Consider the following 21279-nt stretch of genomic DNA (forward strand, 5'->3'; position numbering starts at 1 on the left):
CTGTGCTCCTCCATCAGGGGCTTCAGAACCGGTATTTGAAGTTGAGGGCGACGTTGTCGCGGTCAGCCAGGGGGGCATTGTTGGCGTTGCCAAGGTAAGCGTTGTAACGGGCCTCCACGGTGAAGTTGCCGAGGTAGCGCCACGAGCTGCCGATGCTCGCGCGGTCATCGCCCTGGCCTGCGTTGATCGAACCGACCATGGCACTGTCGTGCTGCGCGGCGGTGCTGTAGGTGACCGGGACCGACATGTCCCAGCCGCTGAACACGTTGTTGTAATCGAAGGTCGCCTGCACGGTGTAACCCCAGGCATCGCGGTCGTAGACCAGGCTGTCGGTGCCGGGCAGGGTAAAGCCTGGCGCCAGGGTCACCGGCGCAGACTTGTCGTTGTTGAGCACGGTGTTGTAGACGAGCTCGCCGACCAGGGTGGTGTTGTCGGCAAAGGCAGTAGGGCCGACCACATGGATCAGCGAGGTCTGCGCTTGCAGGGTCTCGCCACGTACCGGGCTGGAGAAGCCGTTGTCGACCATCACCGGGGTGCCGTCGCGGTAGCTGACTTCACCGGCGATGCTGGTGTCGCCCAGCACGGTCGAGAAGCTGGCGCCGTACAGGTCGATGTTGTCGAAGTAGCGCACGCGGTAGCGGCCCAGGTCGCTCTGGAAGTCCAGCGACGGGGTCTTGTCGTGGAAGCGCGAGTAGTAGACGCCGAACTCGGTGTTGTTCAGCGACTCGGCCGCATAGGTGAAGGCCACGCCGTACTGGCCGCTGTCGCTTGGCTCGTCGTCCTTGAGGCGCTGGACGAAGCCGGTGGCATCGTTGAAGCCGCCCCTGTCGATGAAGTCGGTGGTGGAGAAGTAGCTGCCGACGCCGAAGATTTCGGTCTTTTCCCATTTGTATTGATAGTAGGCCTGCACATTGAGTGCGTCGGTCAGGCTGAACTGGCCGAACACCTGGCCCACCGGCAGCAGGATCTCCTTGACCTCGACGCCCGGGGTGGTCGACTTGGTGGCGTCAACCGGGCTCTGTGCTGCAGAGATACCGGGGTAGAACAGGCTTTCGCCCCAGTTCACCACCTGGTCGCCCGCACGCAGGTTGAGGCTGTGCCCGCTCAGGTCCCAGGTGCCGTAGACGTAGGCGTCGAGCAGGCGCACGTCGTCTCGGTGCTGGTCGATGGTGGCCTGGGGGAAGCGATCCGGGCGCGAGCAATGGCCGCCGGCGAAGCAGTTGGAGGTGCCGGTGTCGTTATCGTTGCCCTGATCGTAGACGCTGTCGTAGAAGCCGGTCGCCCGCACGAACATGCCGTAGTCGGTACGCCATTTCAGGTTGGCTTCGGTGATGAAGCCAGCGCGATTGTTGATCATGCTGCCTTTGTCGAAGGCGTTGTCACCGTCGTTGCCGTTGGCATTGGCAACCAGCTTGTTATCGCGACCTTCGGTACGCCAGGCCGCGCTGTAGGTCAGCGTGGTATCCCAGTCGAGGCTCAGGTCATCGCTCGGTTGAAAGGTCATTGCATTCGCTTGGCTGCCCAGTCCCCCAGCGAGCAACAGCATGGCCATACGTACGCAAGTGTTAAGTGGTTGTGGGGCGATTGTTGTTTTTATCATGTCGTCCTCATGCCGCGGTCAGGCCAGCCCGACCTGCAGTTCAGGGTTGAGAAGTGAAGCTGGGGCGACTATGGAGTCACCCTTCAGGCGTAACATCGTCCAAGCGGACTAAGCGATATTTGTGAGGGATGCGCGGCGGCGTCTTAGTCCCATTGGACGATGACCACCCAGGCAGGCGCGGCGAACAATCACGAGAACGACCGCACCCGGCCTTGCGCCGGTAGCGGCTTCTTGTCAGTTGGGCCGCCGGGGGAGGTGATCGCATGAACGATGCCGAGATCAAATGGGATGAATGCTGCGATGTGTTGGTGATCGGCTCGGGGGCGGGCGGGATGACCGCTGCACTGCGCGCCCACGATCTTGGTCTCAATGCACTGGTGATAGAAAAGAGCGCCGAATATGGCGGCACTTCAGCCGTGTCGGGTGGTGGTATCTGGATACCCAATAACCACCGTATCAGCGCCCTTGGCGGCAGCGACTCGGCCGAGGAGGCGATTGCCTACATCAAGGCCGTGACCCATGGCGAGATCGATGACGGGCGTATCGAAGCCTATGTCGAGCATGGCCGCGAGATGGTCGAGTACCTTGAAAAACACACCCGTGCGCGCTTTGAAGCGCAACCCCGATATGCCGATTACTACCCTGAAGTGGCGGGCGGCAAACCGGGCTATCGCTCCATGGACCCACAGCCCTTCAATGCCGCTGCCCTGGGCGAAGAGTTCCTGCGCATGCGTGCGCCATCACCCGGTACCCTGATGATGGGGCGCATGGCGATGACCATGAAAGAGGCGCAAGTCCTGCTCTGCCGTGGCAAGGGCTGGCTGGGGCTGACCCTGCGAGTGATGTGGCGTTACTGGAGTGACCGTGAAGGGCGAAAACTGTCGCGCCGCGATCGGTTCCTGACCCTGGGCAATGCCTTGATCGGCGCGCTGCGCTGTTCCTTGCTCGACCGCGGGCTGCCGCTCTGGCTCAACTGTTCGCTGCAGGAGCTGATCATCATCGGTGATCGGGTCGGTGGTGCGCGCGTCTGCCGCGACGGGCAAACATTCAACATCAAGGCGCGTCACGGCGTGATCGTCGCCGCCGGCGGATTCGAGCGTAACCAGGCGATGCGCGCGCAATACCATCCGCAACCCTCGCAGGCCGGCTGGAGTGCAACGCCGCCGAACAATACCGGCGACGGCATACGGGCAGGCCAGGCCATCGGTGCGCGCACGGCGCTGATGAGCCACAGCTGGTGGGCACCCACGACCCATGTGCAGGGCGAGGAAAAACAGCGTGCCTTGTTTGTCGAGCGGACCTTGCCTGGCTGCATCCTGGTCAACTCCGCCGGCGAGCGCTTCGTCAACGAAGCCGCGCCCTACACCGATATCGTTTACGCGATGTACGCCAACAACCGTGAGGGTGCGGTAAGCGTGCCGTGCTGGATGATCTTTGACGCCACGTTCCGTCACAAATATCCCTGTGGCGCGTTGCTGCCGGGCTATGCCCAGCGTGATTGGCAACTGCCCAAGCACCTGCGCAAGTACTTCCATAAAGCCTCCAGCCTGTCGGCGCTGGCGGCAAAAATCGGTGTGGATGCCGCCGGACTGTCACGCACTGTGCAGCGATTCAACGGCATGGCGGTGCAGGGCATCGATAAAGATTTTCACAAGGGTGATTCGCTGTTCGATCGCTATTACGGCGACCCCAATGTACAGCCCAACCCGTGCCTGGCGCCGCTGCTCAAGGGGCCGTTCTACGCGGTTCGCATCGATGCCGGTGACATCGGTACCAAAGGCGGGCTGCTGACGGATGTGCACGCCCGTGTACTGCATGAAGACGGGCAGCCGATCGACGGTCTGTATGCGATCGGCAACAGCGCGGCCTCGATGATGGGGCGTACCTACCCCGGCGCGGGTTCCACCATCGGCCCGGCGATGACATTCGGCTACCGGGCCGCCAATCACATCAAGCACCAGTGCCAGAGCCAACAGGCCCTGGCCATGTCCAGGAGTGGAAGATGAGTACAGAACGCAGTCAGGTTGCTGTTGTTACCGGTGCCAGCCGGGGTGTCGGCCAGGGTATCGCCCTGGCGCTCGGCGCCGCCGGCATGACGGTCTACGTCACCGGGCGCGCCCCGGCGCAAGGAGGTTCCAACTTGTATGGGCGCCCCCTCAATGGTTCGCTGGAAGAAACGGCAGCGGCCATTACCGCTGCCGGTGGCCGCGGCATCGCCGTGGTCTGTGACCATGGCGACGATGCCCAGGTGCAGGCGCTGTTCGCCCAGGTCGAGCGCGAGTGCGGGCACCTGGATTTGCTGGTGAACAATGCAGCCTTTATCCACGACCGATTGATCGAGCCGGGACCGTTCTGGGAAAAGCCCCTGGACCTGGTGCGGATCATCGATGTCGGCCTGCGTTCGGCCTACGTCGCCAGCTACCATGCCGCGCCACTGTTGCTGCGTAGTGAGCGCGCACTGGTGTGTTTCACTTCGTCGTTCGGTGCCGGTTGCTACATGCACGGGCCGGCCTATGGCGCGCAGAAGGCTGGTTGCGACAAGCTGGCAGCGGATATGGCCATCGATTTCGAAAACCATGACGTGGCCGCGCTGTCACTCTGGCTCGGCCCGCAACTGACCGAGCGCACGCGTATCGCCGGCGAGCAGCATGGCGAGCAGTACAAGGCTTTTCTGGCACAGGCGGAGACGCCGGAGTTCAATGGGCGGGTGATTCATGCGTTGCTCAATGATCCGGAGTTGATGAAGTATTCCGGGCAGACGTTGATCACTGCCGAGATCGCGCCGGGGTATGGGATCAGTGAGGCCGAAGGGCGTCAGCCGCCTTCGCATCGGGCGATGTTGGGGGATCCGCGCCAACAACATCCTGCTCGGGTGGTCTGAAGGGCCTCATCGCTGGCAAGCCAGCTCCCACAAGGGGCTAGGCTTGCCATATCATGTGTGAACAACCTGGGACCCTGTGGGAGCTGGCTTGCCAGCGATAGGGCCCTCAAGGCCGCAAAAATCTACACCATCTCCCGCAACGCATTCTTGGTCACCTTCCCCGCCGCATTCAGCGGCATGGCCTCCAGCACCTGCACCCTGCGCGGCACTTTATAGTTGGCCATCTGCTCCCGACACCAGGCAATGAACTGCGCCGTGTCGATCACCTGGCCCGGTGCCGGCAGCAGGAAGGCCATGGCCACCTCGCCCATGCGCTCATCGGGAATGCCGATCACCGCCGCCTGGGCTACGCCCGGGTAGTGCAGCAGGCATTGCTCGATCTCCGCCGGGTAGACGTTGAAACCACCCGTGATGAACATGTCCTTGAGGCGATCGGTGATGCGCAGGTAGCCGTCTTCGTCGAGCACGCCGATGTCGCCGGTATGCAGCCAGCCCTCGGCATCGAGAAGCTCCTGGCTGGCTTGCGGGTTGTTGAGGTAACCCTGCATCAGGTTGTAGCCGCGTATCAGCACTTCGCCGGGTACGTTGGCCGGTTGGGTGTGACCGGTGCTGCTCACGCAGCGGATCTCGACGCCTGGCATCGCACGGCCACTGGTGGTGGCGACCCGCTCCGGAGAGTCGCCGGGGCGGCAGATCGTGGCAAAACCGCAGACTTCGGTGAGGCCATAAGCGGTGACGATGGTGGCAAAGCCCAGCTCGTCGCGCATGCGCCAGACCATTTCCACGGGAATCGCCGCCGCGCCGGTCACGGCCACGCGCAGTGAGGACAGGTCGTAATCGCCGCGTTGCGGATGGGCGAGCAGCGATTGATAGAGAGTCGGTGGCCCGGGCAACACGGTGATGCGCTCGCGCTGCACGCATTCCAGCACCGCCTGCACATCGAATACCTGCTGCGGCACGATGGTGCAGCCACGCATCAGCGCGGCCAGCCAGCCAGCCTTGTAGCCGAAGGAGTGGAAGAACGGATTGACGATCAGGTAGCGATCGCCTTCACGCAGGCCGACCACTTCACTCCAGTCCCGCACGATGCGCAGGTTTTGCCCGTGCTGGGTCATCACGCCCTTGGGTTTGCCGGTGGTGCCCGAGGTGAACAGCAGGTCGGACAATGCTTGCGGCCCTACGGTCTGCTCGCGGGATTGCAATGCCGTTTCGGGAACCTCGGCGGCAAGGGCGAGAAAGTCGTCCCAGGCCAGGGTGCCCGGTCCGTTGCCGCGCAGGCTGATGATATGGCGCAGGTCCGGCAGGTCTTCGGCGGCCAGCATGCCCGGGTAATTGGTGCCCAGGAAATCACCGATGGCAAACAGCACGCAGGTAGAACTCTCGCGCAAGATGTAGCCCGCCTCGGCGCCCTTCATCCGCGTGTTGAGCGGCACCAGGGCGGCGCCGACACTCTGCAAGGCGCCGGCGGCGACGATCCATTCCCAGATGTTCGGCGCCCAGACGGCCACCCGGTCTCCGGCCTGCACGTTCAGCGCCAGCAGGGCACGGGCGCCTTGCTGGCGCAGTTGGTCGAGTTGGCGGTAGCTGATCCGTCGCCCCGCGTCGTCGATGGCCAGGCTGTCGCCATAGGCCTGGGCTGCGTTGACGAAGAGTTGTGCGATGGTCAGAGCGTTTTCGACGGGCGGCATGGTGCCTCCTCAGCAGAGGATGAATACGGAAGGAAACAGGCCGGGCAGGGCACCCGGCGGGGTGCACGCTTAAGCGGCGGGCGGGGCGAAGCGGCGACCGGCGGAGAAGCCGCCATCGACCGCAATCATTTGCCCGCTGACGAAAGAAGACTCGTCCGAGGCCAGGAACAGTGCGACGTTGGCCACCTCTTCCGGTTGCCCGGAGCGGTTGAGCATGTGTTGCGAAGCGAAGAAGGCGTGGAAGGCTTCCTGTTCGCGCACCATGGTGGTCATCGGCGTTTCGATCAAACCCGGGCACAGGCCGTTGACACGGATGTTGGCGTAGCCGTAGTCGATGGCCATGGAGCGGGTCAGTTGATTGATCCCACCTTTGGAGACGTTATAGGCGACGTTGCCATCGCAGCCCTGCAGGCCGAAGATCGAGCCGATATTGATGATCGAGCCGCTGCGCTGGGACTCCATCTGGGCCAATACGTACTTGCTGGTGAGCATGCTGCCGGTCAGGTTGATATCCAGCACCCGCTGCCAGTTGGCGGTGGTGGTCTGGGTGACGCTGCCCTGGTCGGCGACGCCGGCGGCGTTGACCAGTACGTCGATGCGACCAAAGCGGCTGATGACTTCGGTCATCACCTGCTGGACCTGCGCTTCATCGCGCACGTCCAGGGTCATGAACAGGCCGGGGAAATCCGCTGGTGCATTGCCGATGTCCAGCCCCACAACCTGCGCACCTTCAGCGACGAAACGGCGTACGCAAGCCAGGCCGATACCCGACGCACCACCCGTGACGACCGCGACCTTGTTCTGCAAACGAGCCATAACTGAACCTCTTTTGTTGTTGTGGGCCATGTACCTGCTGCCGAGTCTAACCGCAGGTAGGGCTTGGGTGATCGTCCGTTGAGACTATTGGCCGAAGGGCGTTCAGTCCGGGAACTTCAGCCGCACCCGGGCGCCGGTCGGTCGGCTCTGGCAGGCCAGGGTCCAGCCCTCGGCCAGCTCCTTGGCGCTGAGTACGTCATTGCGCGCCAATTGGGTTTCGCCCTCCTGGATGGTGCACATGCAGGCGCCGCAGAATCCTTCTTCGCAGGAAAAAGGCACTTCCAGGCCAGCGGCCTTGCAGCTTTGCAGGAGGGTATCGCCGGGACGACAGGCGATCTCGTGCCGTTGGCCATCAAGCTCGACGATCAACGCTTCGCACGCCGAGTCGGCCGCGGCAGCGCGGGCCAGTGCCTCTTGAGCCAGCACCTCGTCGGGGTCCGGCGGGGATACGAAACGCTCCACATGGATACGTACGGCTGCCTCGCCCAAGGCAAGCAGCGTGCTCTCCACGGTATCCATGAATGGGCCGGGGCCGCAAATGAAATAGTCGCCGGCACTATGGCCGCGAACCAGTTGGCGCACCTGTGCATCGGTCAGGAACCCTTGCACCGAATCCAGGATATGCACCACTTCCAGACGTTCCGGATTGGCCTTGGCGAGCTGGCGCAGTTCATCGCGGAAAATTACCGAGGCTTCGTCGCGATTGGCATAGATGAGCTTGATCGGTCGCGCGCTGGTTTGCAGCGACGACTTGAGAATGGAGAAAACGGGAGTGATCCCTGAACCACCTCCGAACAGCACCAGTGGTCGCTCGTTGTCCGCCTGACGCTCGTCCAGATGAAAATGCCCCGCCGGCGGCAGCACTTCCAGCCAGTCGCCGACCTGCACCTGCTGGTTCATCCAGTTTGAAACGCGACCGCCATCGACGCGCTTGATCGTCACCTTGGGCCGGGCATCGCACACTGGCGAGCTGGCCATGGAATAACAGCGGGTCAACAGCTTGCCGGCGCAAGGCACGCGAAAGCTCAAGAACTGTCCCGGCTTGTAGCGGAACCGTTCGCGCAGAGACTCTGGAACGTCAAACACCAGCGAGCGGGCATCGGCGGTCTCATCGATCACCGCGCAGACTTGCAGGCGGTAGCTGCCGCTCGCCGATTGTTCGGTGGGGTTCAGGTTCAGCTGTTGCGTGCCCATACTCACCTCTACCTCAGATGCCGCTGATCAGTTGCGCGTTATCGACGCGAATTTCGGCGCCGTTGACGAAACGCGACTCATCGGCGGCAAGGAACAGCACCACGTTGGCGATATCCAACGGCGCGCACATGCGGTTCATCGGGTCCTGGTCCAGCACTTCCTGAGGGATCGGCTGGCCGCCGGCCAGGGCCTGGGTCATTGGCGTGTTGACGCCGTCCGGGTGCACGCTGTTGCAGCGGATGCGATAACCCTTCTGCTTGCAATGCAGGGCAATGGAACGGGTCATCGCTGCCACCGCACCCTTGGAAGCGGAATAGGCACAGAACATCGGCATGGCGCCCAGTGCTGCGACCGAGGACATGTTGATGATCGAGCCGCCGCCGGTTTCCTTCATGGCTTCGATGGCGTACTTGCAGCCAAGGAAGTAGCCGTCGCCGTTGATCTTCTGCACCTTCTGCCACAGCTCCAGGGTGGTGTCTTCGATGCTGCCGAGCGCCAGGATGGCGGCGTTGTTGACCAGTACATCGAGACGGCCGAAGTGCTGCACCGTGGTCTTGATCACCTGTTGCCAATCGCTTTCGCTGGCAATGTCATGGCGGATGAACAGGGCGTTGCTGCCGATTTCGGCGGCCACCTGGCGACCGGCCTCTTCATTGAGGTCGGTGATGACCACCTTGGCGCCTTCGCGGGCCAGCAGCAGGGCGTCTTCGCGACCGATGCCGCTGGCGGCGCCGGTGACGATACAAACCTTACCTTCTACACGTTGCATTGTTGTTCTCCTGATCGTGCGATTTGAAACCCGGTCAGCCTGCTGCGGCGAGGGAAGGGGCGGGAGCTGCGGTGGTGGTGTAGTGACCGTCGAGATAAACCAGCGGGGTGATGGTGGCGCTGGTGTGGATCTGCAGGATGCGACCGATGAAGACGGTGTGGGTGCCGTAGCTGAACTGACCGTCCTGACGGCAGAGGATCGCCGACTGGGCATCGCCCAGGTAAGGAATTCCTTCGGCGCTGGTCAGCCAGTTACCGCGGCCGAAGCGCGCTTCGCCCTTGATCGCGCCGCTGCACAGGTGGGCCAGGTCCTGTTGCTCGAGCCCGAGGATGTTCACGCAAAAATCCGCGCCGGCCTCAAGGGCGGCATGGGGCGAGGCAGTCTTGTTCACGCAGATCAACAGCGATGGTGGCTCGGTACTCAACGAGTCGACCGCCGTGGCCGCCATGGCAAACCGCTCGGTGCCGTTGCTGGTGCTGATTATGGTGACCGACTTGGCGAGGCGGCGCATGGCCTGGAGCATGTCGGCTTTCAGATTGTTGTCATTCATCGCACGGCCCTCTGGTTGTGCATGGAGTGCGATGAATTCTTGCAACGACGTCAATCGGCAACATCGTCCGAGGGGACTAGTCGACTGACACCTGCGCCGGCATGGTCCGTTTGAGGGATGTTGGCGCGTGCGCGCATTGCTTGAATGCCGAGGTGGAGGCGAGCGCCGCCCCCGCTGCACGCGCGCCCCGGCGGACGGGGTGATCAGAGGAGAACAACAATATGCTCAACCAGGACCTGATTCGCCAGCGTCTGAGCCAACGTGCCCGCGAGCTGGTGCCGATCTTGCGTGAACGCGCCCCGCATGCCGCCCAGCTTGGTCAGCTATCGCCCGAGACTATTCGCGACTTCCAGGAAGCCGGATTCTTCCGCATTCTCCAGCCGTCGCGCTGGGAGGGCTACGAACTGGAGCCCAAGGATTTCTTCGACGTCCAGATGACATTGGCTGAAGGTTGCATGTCCTCGGCCTGGGTGCTCGGCGTGGTGGCAATCCACAACTGGCAGTTGGCGCTGTTCGACGATCGCGCTGCCCAGGATGTCTGGGGTGACGACTCCAGCGTGCTTATTTCCTCCTCCTATATGCCGGTGGGCAAGGTCGAGCGGGTCGAAGGCGGCTTCAAGCTGAGCGGACGTTGGGGGTTCTCCTCCGGCAGCAAGCATTGCGAATGGGTGTTTCTCGGTGCGATGGTGCCGCCAGCAGAGGCGGGAGGTGCACCAGACTACCGGACCTTCCTGGTACCGCGCAGCGATTACCAGATTCTCGACAACTGGAACGTGATGGGCCTGGAGGCCACTGGCTCCCACGACATCCTGGTCGAAAACGCGTTCGTGCCCGAATACCGCACACACCGATCCCTGGACGGTTTCATGCAGAACAGCCCGGGCAATGCGGTGAACACCGCGCCGCTGTTCCGTCTGCCGTTTGGCCAGATTTTCGTGCGGGCGGTGTCGTCTTCTGCCATTGGCGCCCTGCAAGGGGCGGTCGATCAGTTCGTTGAGCACAACCGCGCCCGTGTCGGCGTCAACGATGGTCGCAAGATGCTTCAGGACCCGGCCGCGCAGACCGCGCTGGCTAACGCCATGGTCTGTGTCGATGAGTGCAAGACCGTATTGCACCGCAATTTCGCCCTTATGCTGCAGCGCGCACAAAGCGGCGAGCAGTTGAGCATGCCGGAGCGGGTGAAGATGCGATACGACTCGTCGCTGGTCGTCGACAAGTGCGCCAAGGCAGCCGCCGACCTGATGTTCAACAGCGGCGCCTCGACCATTTACCGTAGCCACGCCATCAACCGCGCCTTCCGCGACATCCATACCGGTCGCGCCCACGTGGCCAACAACCCAGCCAAGTACGCCTGGAACCTGGGCGGCGTGAGCATGGGTCAGGACAGCAGCGACTTTTTCCTCTGAGGCAGCGCCGTTGAATCGGTGGCAGCGCCGTCCTGACGCGGCGCTGCTACCAAAACCGGCTAGTCCGTTTGCGTGATTCGAGCGCCCCTGCGATCCCCGAGGATTGGGGCAAGGCGTAGGTCTCAAGCGCCGACTGCGCATTCAATACAGAGCAAGGAACAACTATGAAATTCTCATTGATTTACGAAGCCCAGACGGTGGACTCCAGCCGCGAAGGCGACCGCCGGATTTTCGATGAAATCGTCGAGCAGGCCGTGCTGGCCGACAAGCTTGGCTTCGACACCTTCTGGTGCGTGGAACACACCGCGCTGACCAACTACGCGCACATGTCCGCGCCGGAAACCGTACTGGCCTTCGTCGCTGGCAAGACCGAGCGCATCGGCATCGGCCACGGCGTGGTCTGCCTGCCGCCTGCCATGAACCACCCAGTCAAAGTTGCCGAGCGCATCGCCACCCTCGACTTGCTGTCCAAGGGCCGTGTGCATTTCGGCGTCGGCAAGGGCGGCACCCAGCAGGAAGCCGGTACTTTCGGCTACGACCTGGCGACCCTGCAGCCGCAGATCGACGAAATGATGTACCTGATCCCGAAAATGTTCGTGCAGGACGAGATCGAGCACCACGGCGACTTCGTGCAGATCCCGTTGCGTCCGATCCATCCAAAGCCGTACCAGGACCCGCACCCGCCGATGTACCTGGCTTGCACCAACACCGAATCGCTGAAGAACGCCGGTGGTCGTGGCATGGGCGCCCTGGTGCTGGGCTTCGGTGGCCCGGAAGAAATCGCCAAGAAAGTCGAGGTGTACCACGAGGCCTGGGACAACCGTGACGAGAAGAAGCAGGTTGGCTTCCGTCCCAACCGCCACATCGCGGCTCTGTGCCCGACGATCGTGCTTGATGACAACGCAGAAGCACGCCGCATCGGTATCCGTGGCCAGCGCTACTTCATGGAGTCGCTGGGCTACTGGTACGGCGGTGGCGAGCGTCCGGATCCGGAGAAGTGGAAAGACGACACCTTCGTCGATGGCAATGGCCAGGCCGTGATCAAGTCGCGCTTCGCCTCCGAGGAGGTCAGCGTCGACTTCTCCGACCCGACCATGGCCATGATGAACCCCAACCATGCCTACGGCACGGTCGAGGATTGCATCGGTTATGTGCAGCGTCTGGTGGATGCCGGTGCCGACGAAATTCTGTTCATCTGCCAGATGGGAACCATTCCGCAGTGGGCGCAGTTGGAGACGCTGAAGAACATTGGTGAGAAGGTGATTCCTCACTTCCGCAATCAGCAGAAATAATGAGTGAAGGCCCTTTGGGCCTTATCGCTGGCAAGCCAGCTCCCACAGATATTGCGTCCGGCATAAATCTCTGTGGGAGCGGGCTTGCCCGCGATCGAGCGCAAAGCGCTCGCGGAAACGGGCCTTCACGGCCCGTTTTTTCATTCCCCCAAACACCCATTCCCGCTAGTCCCAACGGACGATGTTACCCCTCCCCAAACCCGCTTAAATCCCTCTCCATAAGGCCTCCCCGGCATTCGTCACGGGGTGGCTCGGCCTGATCAAAGCGAGGAGTGCATCCATGGATATCCGTGGTCTGGGTTATGTCACCCTGTTATCCACCGACCTGGCGCAATGGCGCCACTACGCCAGCCAGGTGCTGGGCATGATGGTCATCGCAGGCGCTGACGAAGAAGAACGTCTGTTCCTGAAAATGGACGATCGCGCCTACCGCATCCTGGTGGAAAAGAGTGACCGCGACGGTTTCGGTTCCTGCGGTTGGGAAGTGGCGGGCAAGGCGGCTTTCGAACAGGCCATTGCCGATCTGCAACAGGCCGATGTGCAAGTCGAGCGCGGTACCAAGGCGCAGGCCGGCATCCGCAAGGTCCAGGAACTGGCCCACTTCAGCGACCCGGATGGCAATCGCCACGAACTGTTCTGGGGCCCGCAGCAGGACTTCACTCGCTTCGTCTCGCCCGTCGGGGTCAAGGGCTTCGTCACCAACGAACTGGGCATGGGCCATGTGGTATTGCCGGCGCCGAGCTTCGAGCGTTGCCGCGACTTCTACGAGCAGGTGCTGGGCTTCGGTCTGTCCGACCTGATGAAAGTTCGATTCACGCCCGACCCGGCCGAACCGGAAAAAAGCATTCACTTCATGCACTGCAACAACGGTCGGCACCATTCCCTGGCGATCTTCGAGTGCCCGATGCCCCACGGCTGCGTGCACATGATGGTCGAGGTCACTGCCCTCGACGAGGTTGGCCGCGCGCTGGACCGCATGCACGCCAGTGGCGTGAAGCTGTCGGCCACCCTCGGCCAGCACACCAATGATCAGATGGTTTCCTTCTACATGAAGACCCCGTCCGGGTTCGACATGGAATACGGCTGTGACGGCCTGGTAGTCGACTGGAACCAGCACACCCCCTTCGAAAGCACTGTGGTGAGCCACTGGGGTCACGACTTCAGCGTCGGTCGCCAATGAGGATGATGAGTATGGACAAGCGAATGACCACGGCCGAGATGGTCGGCCAATTGCGCGATGGCATGACCATCGGCATCGGCGGTTGGGGCCCGCGGCGCAAGCCCATGGCCCTGATCCGCGAGATTCTGCGCTCGGATCTGAAGGACCTCACTGTCGTTGCCTACGGCGGTGCGGACGTCGGCATGCTCTGTGCGGCCGGCAAGGTGAAGAAACTGGTCTTCGCCTTCGTGTCTCTGGACTTCATCCCGCTCGAACCCTATTTCCGCAAGGCTCGCCAGGAAGCGGCCATTGAGGTCGTGGAAATCGACGAAGGCATGCTCCTGCTGGGCCTGCGGGCTGCCGCCATGAACGTGCCGTTCATTCCCACTGCCGTGGGACTTGGCACCGATGTATTGCGCCACAACCCGCAGATCAAGCTGATCGCCTCGCCCTACGCCGACGGCAAGGACTGGGTGGCCATGCCGGCGCTCAAGCTCGACGCCGCCTTGATCCACGTCGACCGTGCCGATGTGCGCGGGGTCTGCCAGATCACCGGTCCCGACCATTACATGGATGACCTGTTCGTTCGGGCTGCCGAGCGCAGCTACGTGACCTGCGACGAACTGGTCGACAGTGACTATTTCCACAGTGCTCCCGAGCGTGCGCGCCAGGTGTACTGGGAGCGCAACCTGACCACTGGCATCGCCCACGTGCCGGGCGGTGCGCATCCGTCTTCCTGCGCGCCGCTGTATGGCTTCGATGTGCCGCACTTCAAGGCCTACAACGCTTCGGCCCAGGCGCCGGACGGCTGGCAAGCCTACGTCGAACAATACGTCGACTGCACGCATGAACAGTACCTGGAAAAAGTCGGCGGCCTGGTTGCCATCCGCCAGCTTCCCCTGCCGGTTTTCTAAGCGAGTTTTGATATGACGACGCCTGCAACGACTTACAGCCTCGCCGAACTGATGATCTGCGCCGCCTCCGAGGCCTGGCGCGACGATGGTGAAGTGCTCGCCACCGGCATCGGGGTGATCCCGCGCCTGGCCGCTTCGCTGAGCATGCTCAGCAGCAACCCGCAATTGCTGATGACCGATTCCGAAGCCTACATGGTCGCCGAACCGGTGCCAGTCGGTGCGCGCAATGGCTATCAGCCCAAGTGCGACAGCTGGATGGGCTTCTCGCGGATCTTCGACAACGTCTGGGGCGGCAAGCGCCATGCCCTGGTCGGCCCGACCCAGATCGACCGCTTCGGCCAGGCCAACATCTCCTGCATCGGTGACTACGCCAAGCCCAAGGCGCAGATGCTCGGCGTACGCGGCTTTCCCGGCAACTCGATCAGCCATGCCAACTCCTTTTTCGTGCCCAGCCATAACCGCCGGGTCTTCGTCGAAGGCGAGGTCGATATGGTTGCCTCGGTCGGCTACAACCCGGCGCGCCTGGCGCGTGGCTGGTCGTTGGACGAGATCGATATCCGCCTGATCGTCACCGACCTCTGCGTGCTGGATTTCCAGGGTCCTGACCGGCAGATGCGGATTCGCTCGCTGCACCCGGGCGTCACGGTTGCCGAGGTCCAGGACAACACCGGTTTCGCCTTGCACGTAGCGCAGGACTGCCCGACCACGGCAGCGCCCAGCGAAGCGCAATTGCAACTGATCCAGCGCCTGGACCCGCACAACGTGCGCGCCAGCCAACTCAAAGACAACCCACCGGGCCAGCGCAACCTGCGCTGACGGTCGCCCGGGCAGTCCCGCCTTGCCGGAGAAACAACCGATGAGTGAGCAGAACAATAACGAAGAAGCCGAGGTGGTGCTTTACGAAGTGCGTGGCGAGGTTGCCCTCGTTACCATGAACCGCCCCGGCTACCACAACGCGCAGAACTCGCGGATGACCTACGCGCTGGACGCGGCCTTTCGCCGCGCCTGTGACGACGACGAGGTCAAGGTCATCGTGCTGCGTGGCGCCGGTCGGCACTTCTCCGCAGGTCACGACATCGGCACGCCGGGCCGCGACGTCAATCAGTCGTTCGACCGCGCCAGCCTCTGGTACGACCACGTCAACAAACCCGGCGGCGAGTTTCTCTATGCCCGTGAGCAGGAAGTCTACCTGGGCATGTGCCGCCGCTGGCGGGACATGCCCAAGCCGACCATCGCCATGGTCCAGGGCGCCTGCATCGCCGGTGGCTTGATGCTGGCCTGGGTCTGCGACCTGATCATCGCCAGTGAGGACGCCTACTTCGCCGACCCGGTGGTGCGCATGGGGATCCCCGGTGTCGAATACTTCGCCCACGTGCATGAACTGAACCCGCGCATCGCCAAGGAGTTTCTCTTCCTCGGCGAGCGCATGCCGGCACCTCGGGCGTATCAGATGGGCATGCTCAACCGCGTCGTGCCACGCGATGCGCTGGAGCAGGAAACCCTATCGATCGCCGGGCGCATCGCACAAATGCCGCGCCTTGGCCTGCAGCTCAGCAAGCAGGCGGTGAACAACGCCGAAGACTTGATGGGCAAGCGCGCGACCATGGACATGGTGTTCGGCCTGCACCACTTCGCCCATGCCCACAACGAGCTGGTGTCCGGCGACCGCCTCGGCGGTTACGACGCCAAGGCCATGGCCAGTTCGCAACGTACGCCGGGCGAGGCAAAAGCATGACGGTCTCACTCAATACACGGCTGACTGAACTGCTGGGCTGTCGCTACCCGATCATCCAGACGGCCATGGGCTGGGTCGCCGATCCGAAGCTGGTGGCGGCCACGGGCAATGCCGGTGGCTTCGGCTTTCTCGCCGGGGCGACCATCGAGCCGCAGCGGATGGAAGCGGCGATCCTGGAAACCAAGCGCCTGACGGATCGACCCTTCGGCGTCAACTTCCACATGTACCAGGCCAATGCCGGCGACATCGTCGAAATGGTTCTGCGGCATAAAGTCCGGGCGGTCAGCTACAGCCGCTCGCCCGGCAAGCAGATGATCGCGCGGCTCAAGGATGCCGGGGTGGTCTGCATCCCTACTGTCGGCGCGCTCAAGCATGCGCAGAAAGCCGTGGAAATGGGCGCCGATGCGGTGACCGTGCAAGGGGGCGAAGGCGGTGGCCATACCGGTTCGGTGCCGACGTCGCTGCTGCTCGATCAAGTGGTCAAGTCGGTGTCGGTGCCGGTGGTCGCAGCTGGTGGCTTCAAGGACGGCAATGGCCTGGTCTCGGCCCTGGCCTTTGGCGCCGAAGGCATTGCCATGGGCACGCGCTTTTTGATGTGCGCCGACAGCCCGGTGCCATCGGCCACATTGGCGCGCTACCTGGCGGTCAAGGATCCGGCGGCGATCATCATCAGCCGCGCCATCGACGGCATGCCGCAACGGATGATCCGCAACGAATTACTCAACCAGCTGGAAGCCAGCGGCGGCCTCAAGCGCTTGCTGCTCGCCTTCAAGAGCGGCCTGGCCTACCGCCGCCACAGCGGCATGAGCCTCACGCAAATGCTCGGCAGTGCCCTGAAGATGCGCAGCAGCGGTGAGCTGACAGCCGCGCAAAGCATCATGGCCGCCAACGCGCCGATGGTGATTCAGAAGGCCATGGTCGACGGCCTCCCGGCAGAGGGGGTACTGCCGGCCGGGCAAATCGCCGCGAGCATCGACAGCCTGCCCAGCTGCGCCGAATTGATTGAACAGATCGTCCGCGACGCCGAAGCGCGCCTGGGCGAGCTGTGCCGCCGTGTGTCGTAAAGGGGAAAGACATGAAACCATTCAGCATCAGTATCGATAACGGCGTCGCGGAGCTGGTGTTCAACCGCCCACCGGTCAACGCCTTCAATTGCCAGGGCTGGGCCGATATCGCCAGCAGCATCGAAGCGCTGGGCCGCGATGCCAGCGTGCGGGTCATCGTGATCCGCGCCGAGGGCCGTGGCTTCTGTGCCGGGGTCGACATCAAGGAACTGGCCGCCGACGGCAACCTGATCGTCGCCGTCAACAAGGGCAACTACGACAGCTTCAAGGCCATCCACCGCAATCCGAAGCCGGTGATCGTCGCCGTGCACGGTTTCGTCCTGGGTGGCGGTATCGGCATCTGTGGCGCCGCCGACATCATCGTCGCCTCCGAATGCGCAAGCTTCGGTGTGCCGGAGGTGGACCGTGGCGCCATGGGCGGCGGAGCCCACCTGCAGCGCCTGTTCCCGGTGCAGAAAGTCCGCCACATGTATTTCACCGGCGAGATGATCGACGCCGCCGAGGCTTATCGCCTGGGCGCGGTCGAGCGTGTGGTCAAGCGCGAAGAACTGCGCGACGCCGCCCTGCAGATCGCCCACAAGATCGCTGCCAAGAGCCCGGCCATGATCGCCCTGGCCAAGGAAGCCCTGACTGGCATCGAAGACGGCAATCTGGAAGACAAATATCGCTGGGAGCAGGGCTTCACGCTTGAAGCCTACCGCTCGCTGGATTCTCAGGAAGCACGCGACTCGTTCGTCGAGAAACGCGATGCCCACTTCAACGGCTGAAGGCACCCCCCATGGACCTGACTTATACCCCGGCCCAGCAGGCCTTCCGCGCTGAAGCGCGGGCCTGGCTGGCGGCCAACGTACCGGCGCAACCGCTGCAATCATTCGACACTGAAATCGGCTTTGCCGAACACCGTGCCTGGGAAGCCAAGCTCAACGAAGGACGTTGGGGCATGGTCACCTGGCCGACCGAACTCGGCGGGCGCGGCTGCGACCTGATCGAATGGCTGATCTTCGAAGAAGAGTACTACCGCGCCGGTGCGCCAGCGCGGGTCAACCAGAACGGCATCTTCCTGCTTGGTCCGACCTTGATGGAATACGGCACCGAGGCGCAGAAGGCACGCTTCCTGCCGCGCATGGCCACTGGTGCCGACATCTGGGCCCAGGGCTGGTCGGAGCCGGGTGCCGGTTCCGATATGGCTGCCATCCGCTCCAAAGCCGAACGGGTGGGCGATCACTATGTGATCAATGGCCAGAAGACCTGGTCGACCCGTGCGGTGTGGGCCGACTGGGTGTTCGGCATCTTCCGTACTGATCCGAACTCGCAACGCCATCACGGCCTGACCTTCATCCTGCTGCCGCTGGACACGCCCGGCATCACGGTTCGACCTATTCCGCAGCTCAACGGCCTGCCGGGTTTTGCCGAGATTTTCTTCGACGACGTGAAAGTGCCTGTCGAAAACGCCCTGGGTGGCGAAGGCATGGGCTGGCATGTGGCGATGTCCACCGCCGGTTTCGAGCGCGGGCTGTTGCTGCGTTCGCCGGCACGCTTCCAGGAAACCGCGCGCCGGCTGGTGCAACTGTATCAGGACAACCGCGAGTTGGCCGACCAGGATCCAGCCATCGGCGAGGCCGTCATGCGTGCCTGGCTGGATGCCGAGGCCTACACCCTGGCCACTTATATGACCGCTTCGCAATTGGTGAAGGGCAGCAAGATCGGGCCGGAGTCGTCGACCAACAAGATCTTCTGGTCGGAACTGGACCAGCGCATGCACGACACCGCCCTGAGCATTCTCGGCCTGCGGGGCGAGTTGCTGCCCGAGGCGCCGGCTGCCGGCGACGTCGGCCAGTGGCTCGACGGTTTCCTGTTTGCCCAGGCCGGGCCGATCTATGCCGGCACCAATGAGATCCAGCGCAACATCATCGCCGAACGCATGCTCGGCATGCCGCGCGCCTGAGGAACAGACCATGGACTTTAGTTTCAGCCGCGACCAATTGCTGTTCCAGGACAACGTGCGCAGCTTCCTGATCAACGAAGTCACCCCCGAGCGCATTCGCGAAATGTGGCTCAGTGACACCGGGCGCAGTGATGCGCTGTGGGGCCAGTTGGTGGAATTGGGCCTGAGCGCGATGACCGTCCCCGAAGACGACGGCGGCATGGGCATGAATGAGCTCGACTTCATTCTGCTCGCCCAGGAGTGCGGTTATGCCGGTCTGCCGGAGCCGCTGGTCGAGACCATGCTGATCGGCGTGCCGATGCTGGCGGGGCTCGAAGAGGACCATTACACGTTCAAGCAGCACTGGCTGGGGCGAGTGGCCGAAGGCCGTGCACGCCTGGCGGTTGCCGAACCTGGCAATCCGTTGGTCAGCGATGCCCATGTCGCCGATTTGCTGTTGTTGGCTCACGGTGACGAGGTGCATGCAGTGGAGCGCAGCGCTGTACAGTTGACCCGCAATCAATCAGTGGACCCGAGCCGTCAGCTGTTCCAGGTGCAGTGGACGCCAACCGCCGCCACCTGCGTGGCCACCGGCGAGCATGGCCGGCGCTTGTGGGCCGGTGCCTTCAACCGTGGCGCCCTCGGCAGTGCCGCGCAGTTGCTGGGTCTGGCCAAACGCATGGTCGACTTGGCGGTGGATTACACCTTCGAGCGCAAGCAGTTCGGCAAGCCGGTTGGATCGTTCCAGGCGGTCAAGCACCTGATGGCCAATGTCGCGGTGCAGATCGAATTCGCCAAGGGGCCGCTGTACCGCGCCGCTTATGCGGTGGCCGGGAACCTGGCAGAGCAGGCGGTGCAGGTGTCCCACGCCAAGCTGGCCAGCGCGGAAGCGGCATTGCTCGCGGCCAGGAACGCCATCCAGGCTCACGGTGCCATGGGATACACCTGGGAAGTCGATCTGCACCTGTTCATGAAGCGCGCCTGGGCCCTGGACAAGGCCTGGGGCGATCGCGGCCGGCACAAGGGGCGCATCCGCGCCGCGCTGTTCGAAGGCCAGACGGCCCTCGGCGCCGGTTCGACGTTCTGACTCAAACACTTTCCCGAGGTAAACCATGCCTGAAGCTTACATTGTCGACGCCCTGCGCACGCCCACCGGGCGGCGCAAGGGCGGCCTGAGCCAGATTCACGCCGCTGACCTGGGGGCGCACGTACTGCGTGCCCTGGTCGAGCGCAACGGCATTCCCGATGAAGATTACGATGACGTGATTTTCGGTTGCGTCGACACCATCGGCCCGCTGGCTGGCGACATCGCCCGCACCAGTTGGCTGGCGGCCGGCCTGTCGCAGGCGGTGCCCGGCACCACCATCGATCGCCAGTGCGGCTCGTCCCAACAGGCGGTGCACTTTGCGGCCCAGGCTGTGATGAGCGGGACCCAGGACGTGGTGATCGCCGGTGGCGTGCAGACCATGACCCAGATCCCGATTTCCTCGGCCATGACCGCCGCCGAACCCCTGGGTTTCAGCGATCCGTTCACGGGCTCTCAGGGTTGGGTCCAGCGCTATGGCGCGCAACCGCCGACGCAGTTCCGCTCGGCGCAGATGATTGCGGAAAAGTGGGACCTGTCGCGCAGCGATCTGGAAGTCTACTCACTGGAATCTCACCAGCGTGCCCTGCGTGCTATCGAACAAGGTCGCTTCGCGCGCGAGATCGTGCCCCTGGCCGGTGTCGAGCACGATGAAACGCCGCGCCAGACCAGCCTGGCGAAAATGGCCGAACTCGAGTTCCTGTTCGGCTGTGACCGGGTCACCGCTGCCGTTTCCAGCCAGACCTGCGATGCCGCCAGCGCCATGCTGATCGTGTCTGAAGCGGCGCTCAAGCGCTACGGGCTGACGCCGCGTGCGCGCATCCATCACCTGAGCGTGCGCGCCGAAGACCCGATCTGGATGCTCACCGCACCGATCCCGGCCACGGCCTATGCGCTCAAGCGTGCGGGCATGAAGCTTGCGGACATCGACCGGGTAGAGATCAACGAAGCCTTTGCCTCGGTGGCCATGGCCTGGCTCAAGGAAACCGGCTATCCGCACGAACAGACCAACGTCAATGGCGGGGCTATCGCCCTCGGCCATCCGCTGGGTGCCACCGGTACCCGGCTGATGTGCAGCCTGCTCCATGAACTGGAGCGCAGTGGCGGCCGCTATGGCCTGCAGACCATGTGCGAAGGCGGCGGGCAGGCCAACGTCACCATTATCGAGCGCTTGTGAGCGCCAAAAGTACCAGTAACGGGAGA

The 21279-nt window shown here is 63.2% G+C and carries 19 protein-coding genes; 13 read left to right on the top strand and 6 right to left on the bottom strand.

Features of this window, described 5'->3' with window-relative positions:
- Nucleotides 1–22: 22 nt before the first annotated feature.
- A complete protein-coding gene (locus F2S13_RS23360) occupies nucleotides 23–1600 on the bottom strand; it encodes a DUF1302 domain-containing protein (protein ID WP_166365293.1) in 1578 nt (525 codons plus the stop codon).
- Between the two features lie 263 nt (nucleotides 1601–1863).
- Here F2S13_RS23360 and F2S13_RS23365 point away from each other — a divergent pair, with 263 nt between their 5' ends.
- Both F2S13_RS23365 and F2S13_RS23370 read left to right on the top strand, forming a co-directional pair.
- Nucleotides 1864–3606: an FAD-binding protein gene (locus F2S13_RS23365; protein ID WP_166365295.1), complete on the top strand. Its 1743-nt coding sequence runs from the start codon at nucleotides 1864–1866 to the stop codon at nucleotides 3604–3606.
- The gene (locus F2S13_RS23370) at nucleotides 3603–4481 is read left to right on the top strand and encodes an SDR family NAD(P)-dependent oxidoreductase (RefSeq protein WP_166365297.1); all 879 of its coding nucleotides are present in this window, start codon (nucleotides 3603–3605) and stop codon (nucleotides 4479–4481) included. Before F2S13_RS23365 ends, F2S13_RS23370 begins: the two co-directional genes overlap by 4 nt.
- 122 nt (nucleotides 4482–4603) lie before the next feature.
- Here F2S13_RS23370 and F2S13_RS23375 read toward each other — a convergent pair whose 3' ends face one another.
- From F2S13_RS23375 to F2S13_RS23395, 5 genes are all read right to left on the bottom strand, one after another.
- Nucleotides 4604–6169, bottom strand: coding sequence for a FadD3 family acyl-CoA ligase (locus F2S13_RS23375; protein WP_166365299.1), 1566 nt, complete (start codon nucleotides 6167–6169; stop codon nucleotides 4604–4606).
- Nucleotides 6170–6238: 69 nt separating this feature from the next.
- The gene (locus F2S13_RS23380) at nucleotides 6239–6985 is read right to left on the bottom strand and encodes an SDR family NAD(P)-dependent oxidoreductase (RefSeq protein WP_166365301.1); all 747 of its coding nucleotides are present in this window, start codon (nucleotides 6983–6985) and stop codon (nucleotides 6239–6241) included.
- Nucleotides 6986–7087: 102 nt separating this feature from the next.
- Nucleotides 7088–8179 (bottom strand): ferredoxin--NADP reductase, encoded by a 1092-nt coding sequence (locus tag F2S13_RS23385; protein WP_166365303.1) that lies wholly within the window; start codon nucleotides 8177–8179, stop codon nucleotides 7088–7090.
- A 13-nt stretch (nucleotides 8180–8192) separates the two neighbouring features.
- Entirely contained in the window at nucleotides 8193–8948 is a 756-nt protein-coding gene (locus F2S13_RS23390) for a glucose 1-dehydrogenase (protein ID WP_166365305.1), read from the bottom strand.
- 34 nt (nucleotides 8949–8982) lie between these two features.
- Complete coding sequence (locus F2S13_RS23395) at nucleotides 8983–9498, bottom strand: flavin reductase family protein (RefSeq protein WP_166365307.1); 516 nt, start codon at nucleotides 9496–9498, stop codon at nucleotides 8983–8985.
- A 221-nt stretch (nucleotides 9499–9719) separates the two neighbouring features.
- On the opposite strand from F2S13_RS23395, the gene F2S13_RS23400 reads away from it, so the two are divergent.
- The 11 genes from F2S13_RS23400 (at nucleotide 9720) to F2S13_RS23450 (ending at nucleotide 21253) form a co-directional block, all read left to right on the top strand.
- Nucleotides 9720–10904 carry a flavin-dependent monooxygenase gene (locus F2S13_RS23400; RefSeq protein ID WP_166365309.1) on the top strand — a complete coding sequence of 395 codons (1185 nt, stop codon included), beginning with the start codon at nucleotides 9720–9722 and terminating at the stop codon, nucleotides 10902–10904.
- A 164-nt stretch (nucleotides 10905–11068) separates the two neighbouring features.
- Nucleotides 11069–12196, top strand: coding sequence for an LLM class flavin-dependent oxidoreductase (locus tag F2S13_RS23405; RefSeq protein ID WP_166365311.1), 1128 nt, complete (start codon nucleotides 11069–11071; stop codon nucleotides 12194–12196).
- A gap of 280 nt (nucleotides 12197–12476) precedes the next feature.
- On the top strand, nucleotides 12477–13376 hold the full coding sequence (locus tag F2S13_RS23410) for a VOC family protein (protein WP_166365313.1): 900 nt from the start codon (nucleotides 12477–12479) through the stop codon (nucleotides 13374–13376).
- Between the two features lie 11 nt (nucleotides 13377–13387).
- Nucleotides 13388–14269 carry a CoA transferase subunit A gene (locus tag F2S13_RS23415; RefSeq protein ID WP_166365315.1) on the top strand — a complete coding sequence of 294 codons (882 nt, stop codon included), beginning with the start codon at nucleotides 13388–13390 and terminating at the stop codon, nucleotides 14267–14269.
- A gap of 12 nt (nucleotides 14270–14281) precedes the next feature.
- On the top strand, nucleotides 14282–15085 hold the full coding sequence (locus F2S13_RS23420; RefSeq protein WP_166365317.1) for a CoA-transferase subunit beta: 804 nt from the start codon (nucleotides 14282–14284) through the stop codon (nucleotides 15083–15085).
- Nucleotides 15086–15125: 40 nt separating this feature from the next.
- Nucleotides 15126–16004: an enoyl-CoA hydratase gene (locus F2S13_RS23425; protein WP_166365319.1), complete on the top strand. Its 879-nt coding sequence runs from the start codon at nucleotides 15126–15128 to the stop codon at nucleotides 16002–16004.
- Nucleotides 16001–17068, top strand: a complete 1068-nt coding sequence (locus F2S13_RS23430; RefSeq protein WP_166365321.1) for an NAD(P)H-dependent flavin oxidoreductase — start codon at nucleotides 16001–16003, stop codon at nucleotides 17066–17068. The genes F2S13_RS23425 and F2S13_RS23430 overlap by 4 nt, the downstream gene beginning before the upstream one ends.
- Nucleotides 17069–17079: 11 nt before the next feature.
- Nucleotides 17080–17835 carry an enoyl-CoA hydratase family protein gene (locus F2S13_RS23435; RefSeq protein WP_166365323.1) on the top strand — a complete coding sequence of 252 codons (756 nt, stop codon included), beginning with the start codon at nucleotides 17080–17082 and terminating at the stop codon, nucleotides 17833–17835.
- Between the two features lie 11 nt (nucleotides 17836–17846).
- Nucleotides 17847–19013, top strand: coding sequence for an acyl-CoA dehydrogenase family protein (locus tag F2S13_RS23440; RefSeq protein WP_166365325.1), 1167 nt, complete (start codon nucleotides 17847–17849; stop codon nucleotides 19011–19013).
- A gap of 10 nt (nucleotides 19014–19023) precedes the next feature.
- On the top strand, nucleotides 19024–20079 hold the full coding sequence (locus F2S13_RS23445) for an acyl-CoA dehydrogenase family protein (RefSeq protein ID WP_166365327.1): 1056 nt from the start codon (nucleotides 19024–19026) through the stop codon (nucleotides 20077–20079).
- A gap of 25 nt (nucleotides 20080–20104) precedes the next feature.
- Nucleotides 20105–21253, top strand: a complete 1149-nt coding sequence (locus tag F2S13_RS23450; RefSeq protein ID WP_166365329.1) for an acetyl-CoA C-acetyltransferase — start codon at nucleotides 20105–20107, stop codon at nucleotides 21251–21253.
- Nucleotides 21254–21279: the final 26 nt, after the last annotated feature.

Origin of the sequence: Pseudomonas akapageensis, from assembly GCF_011355085.1 — a bacterium.
GTDB lineage: Bacteria > Pseudomonadota > Gammaproteobacteria > Pseudomonadales > Pseudomonadaceae > Aquipseudomonas > Aquipseudomonas akapageensis.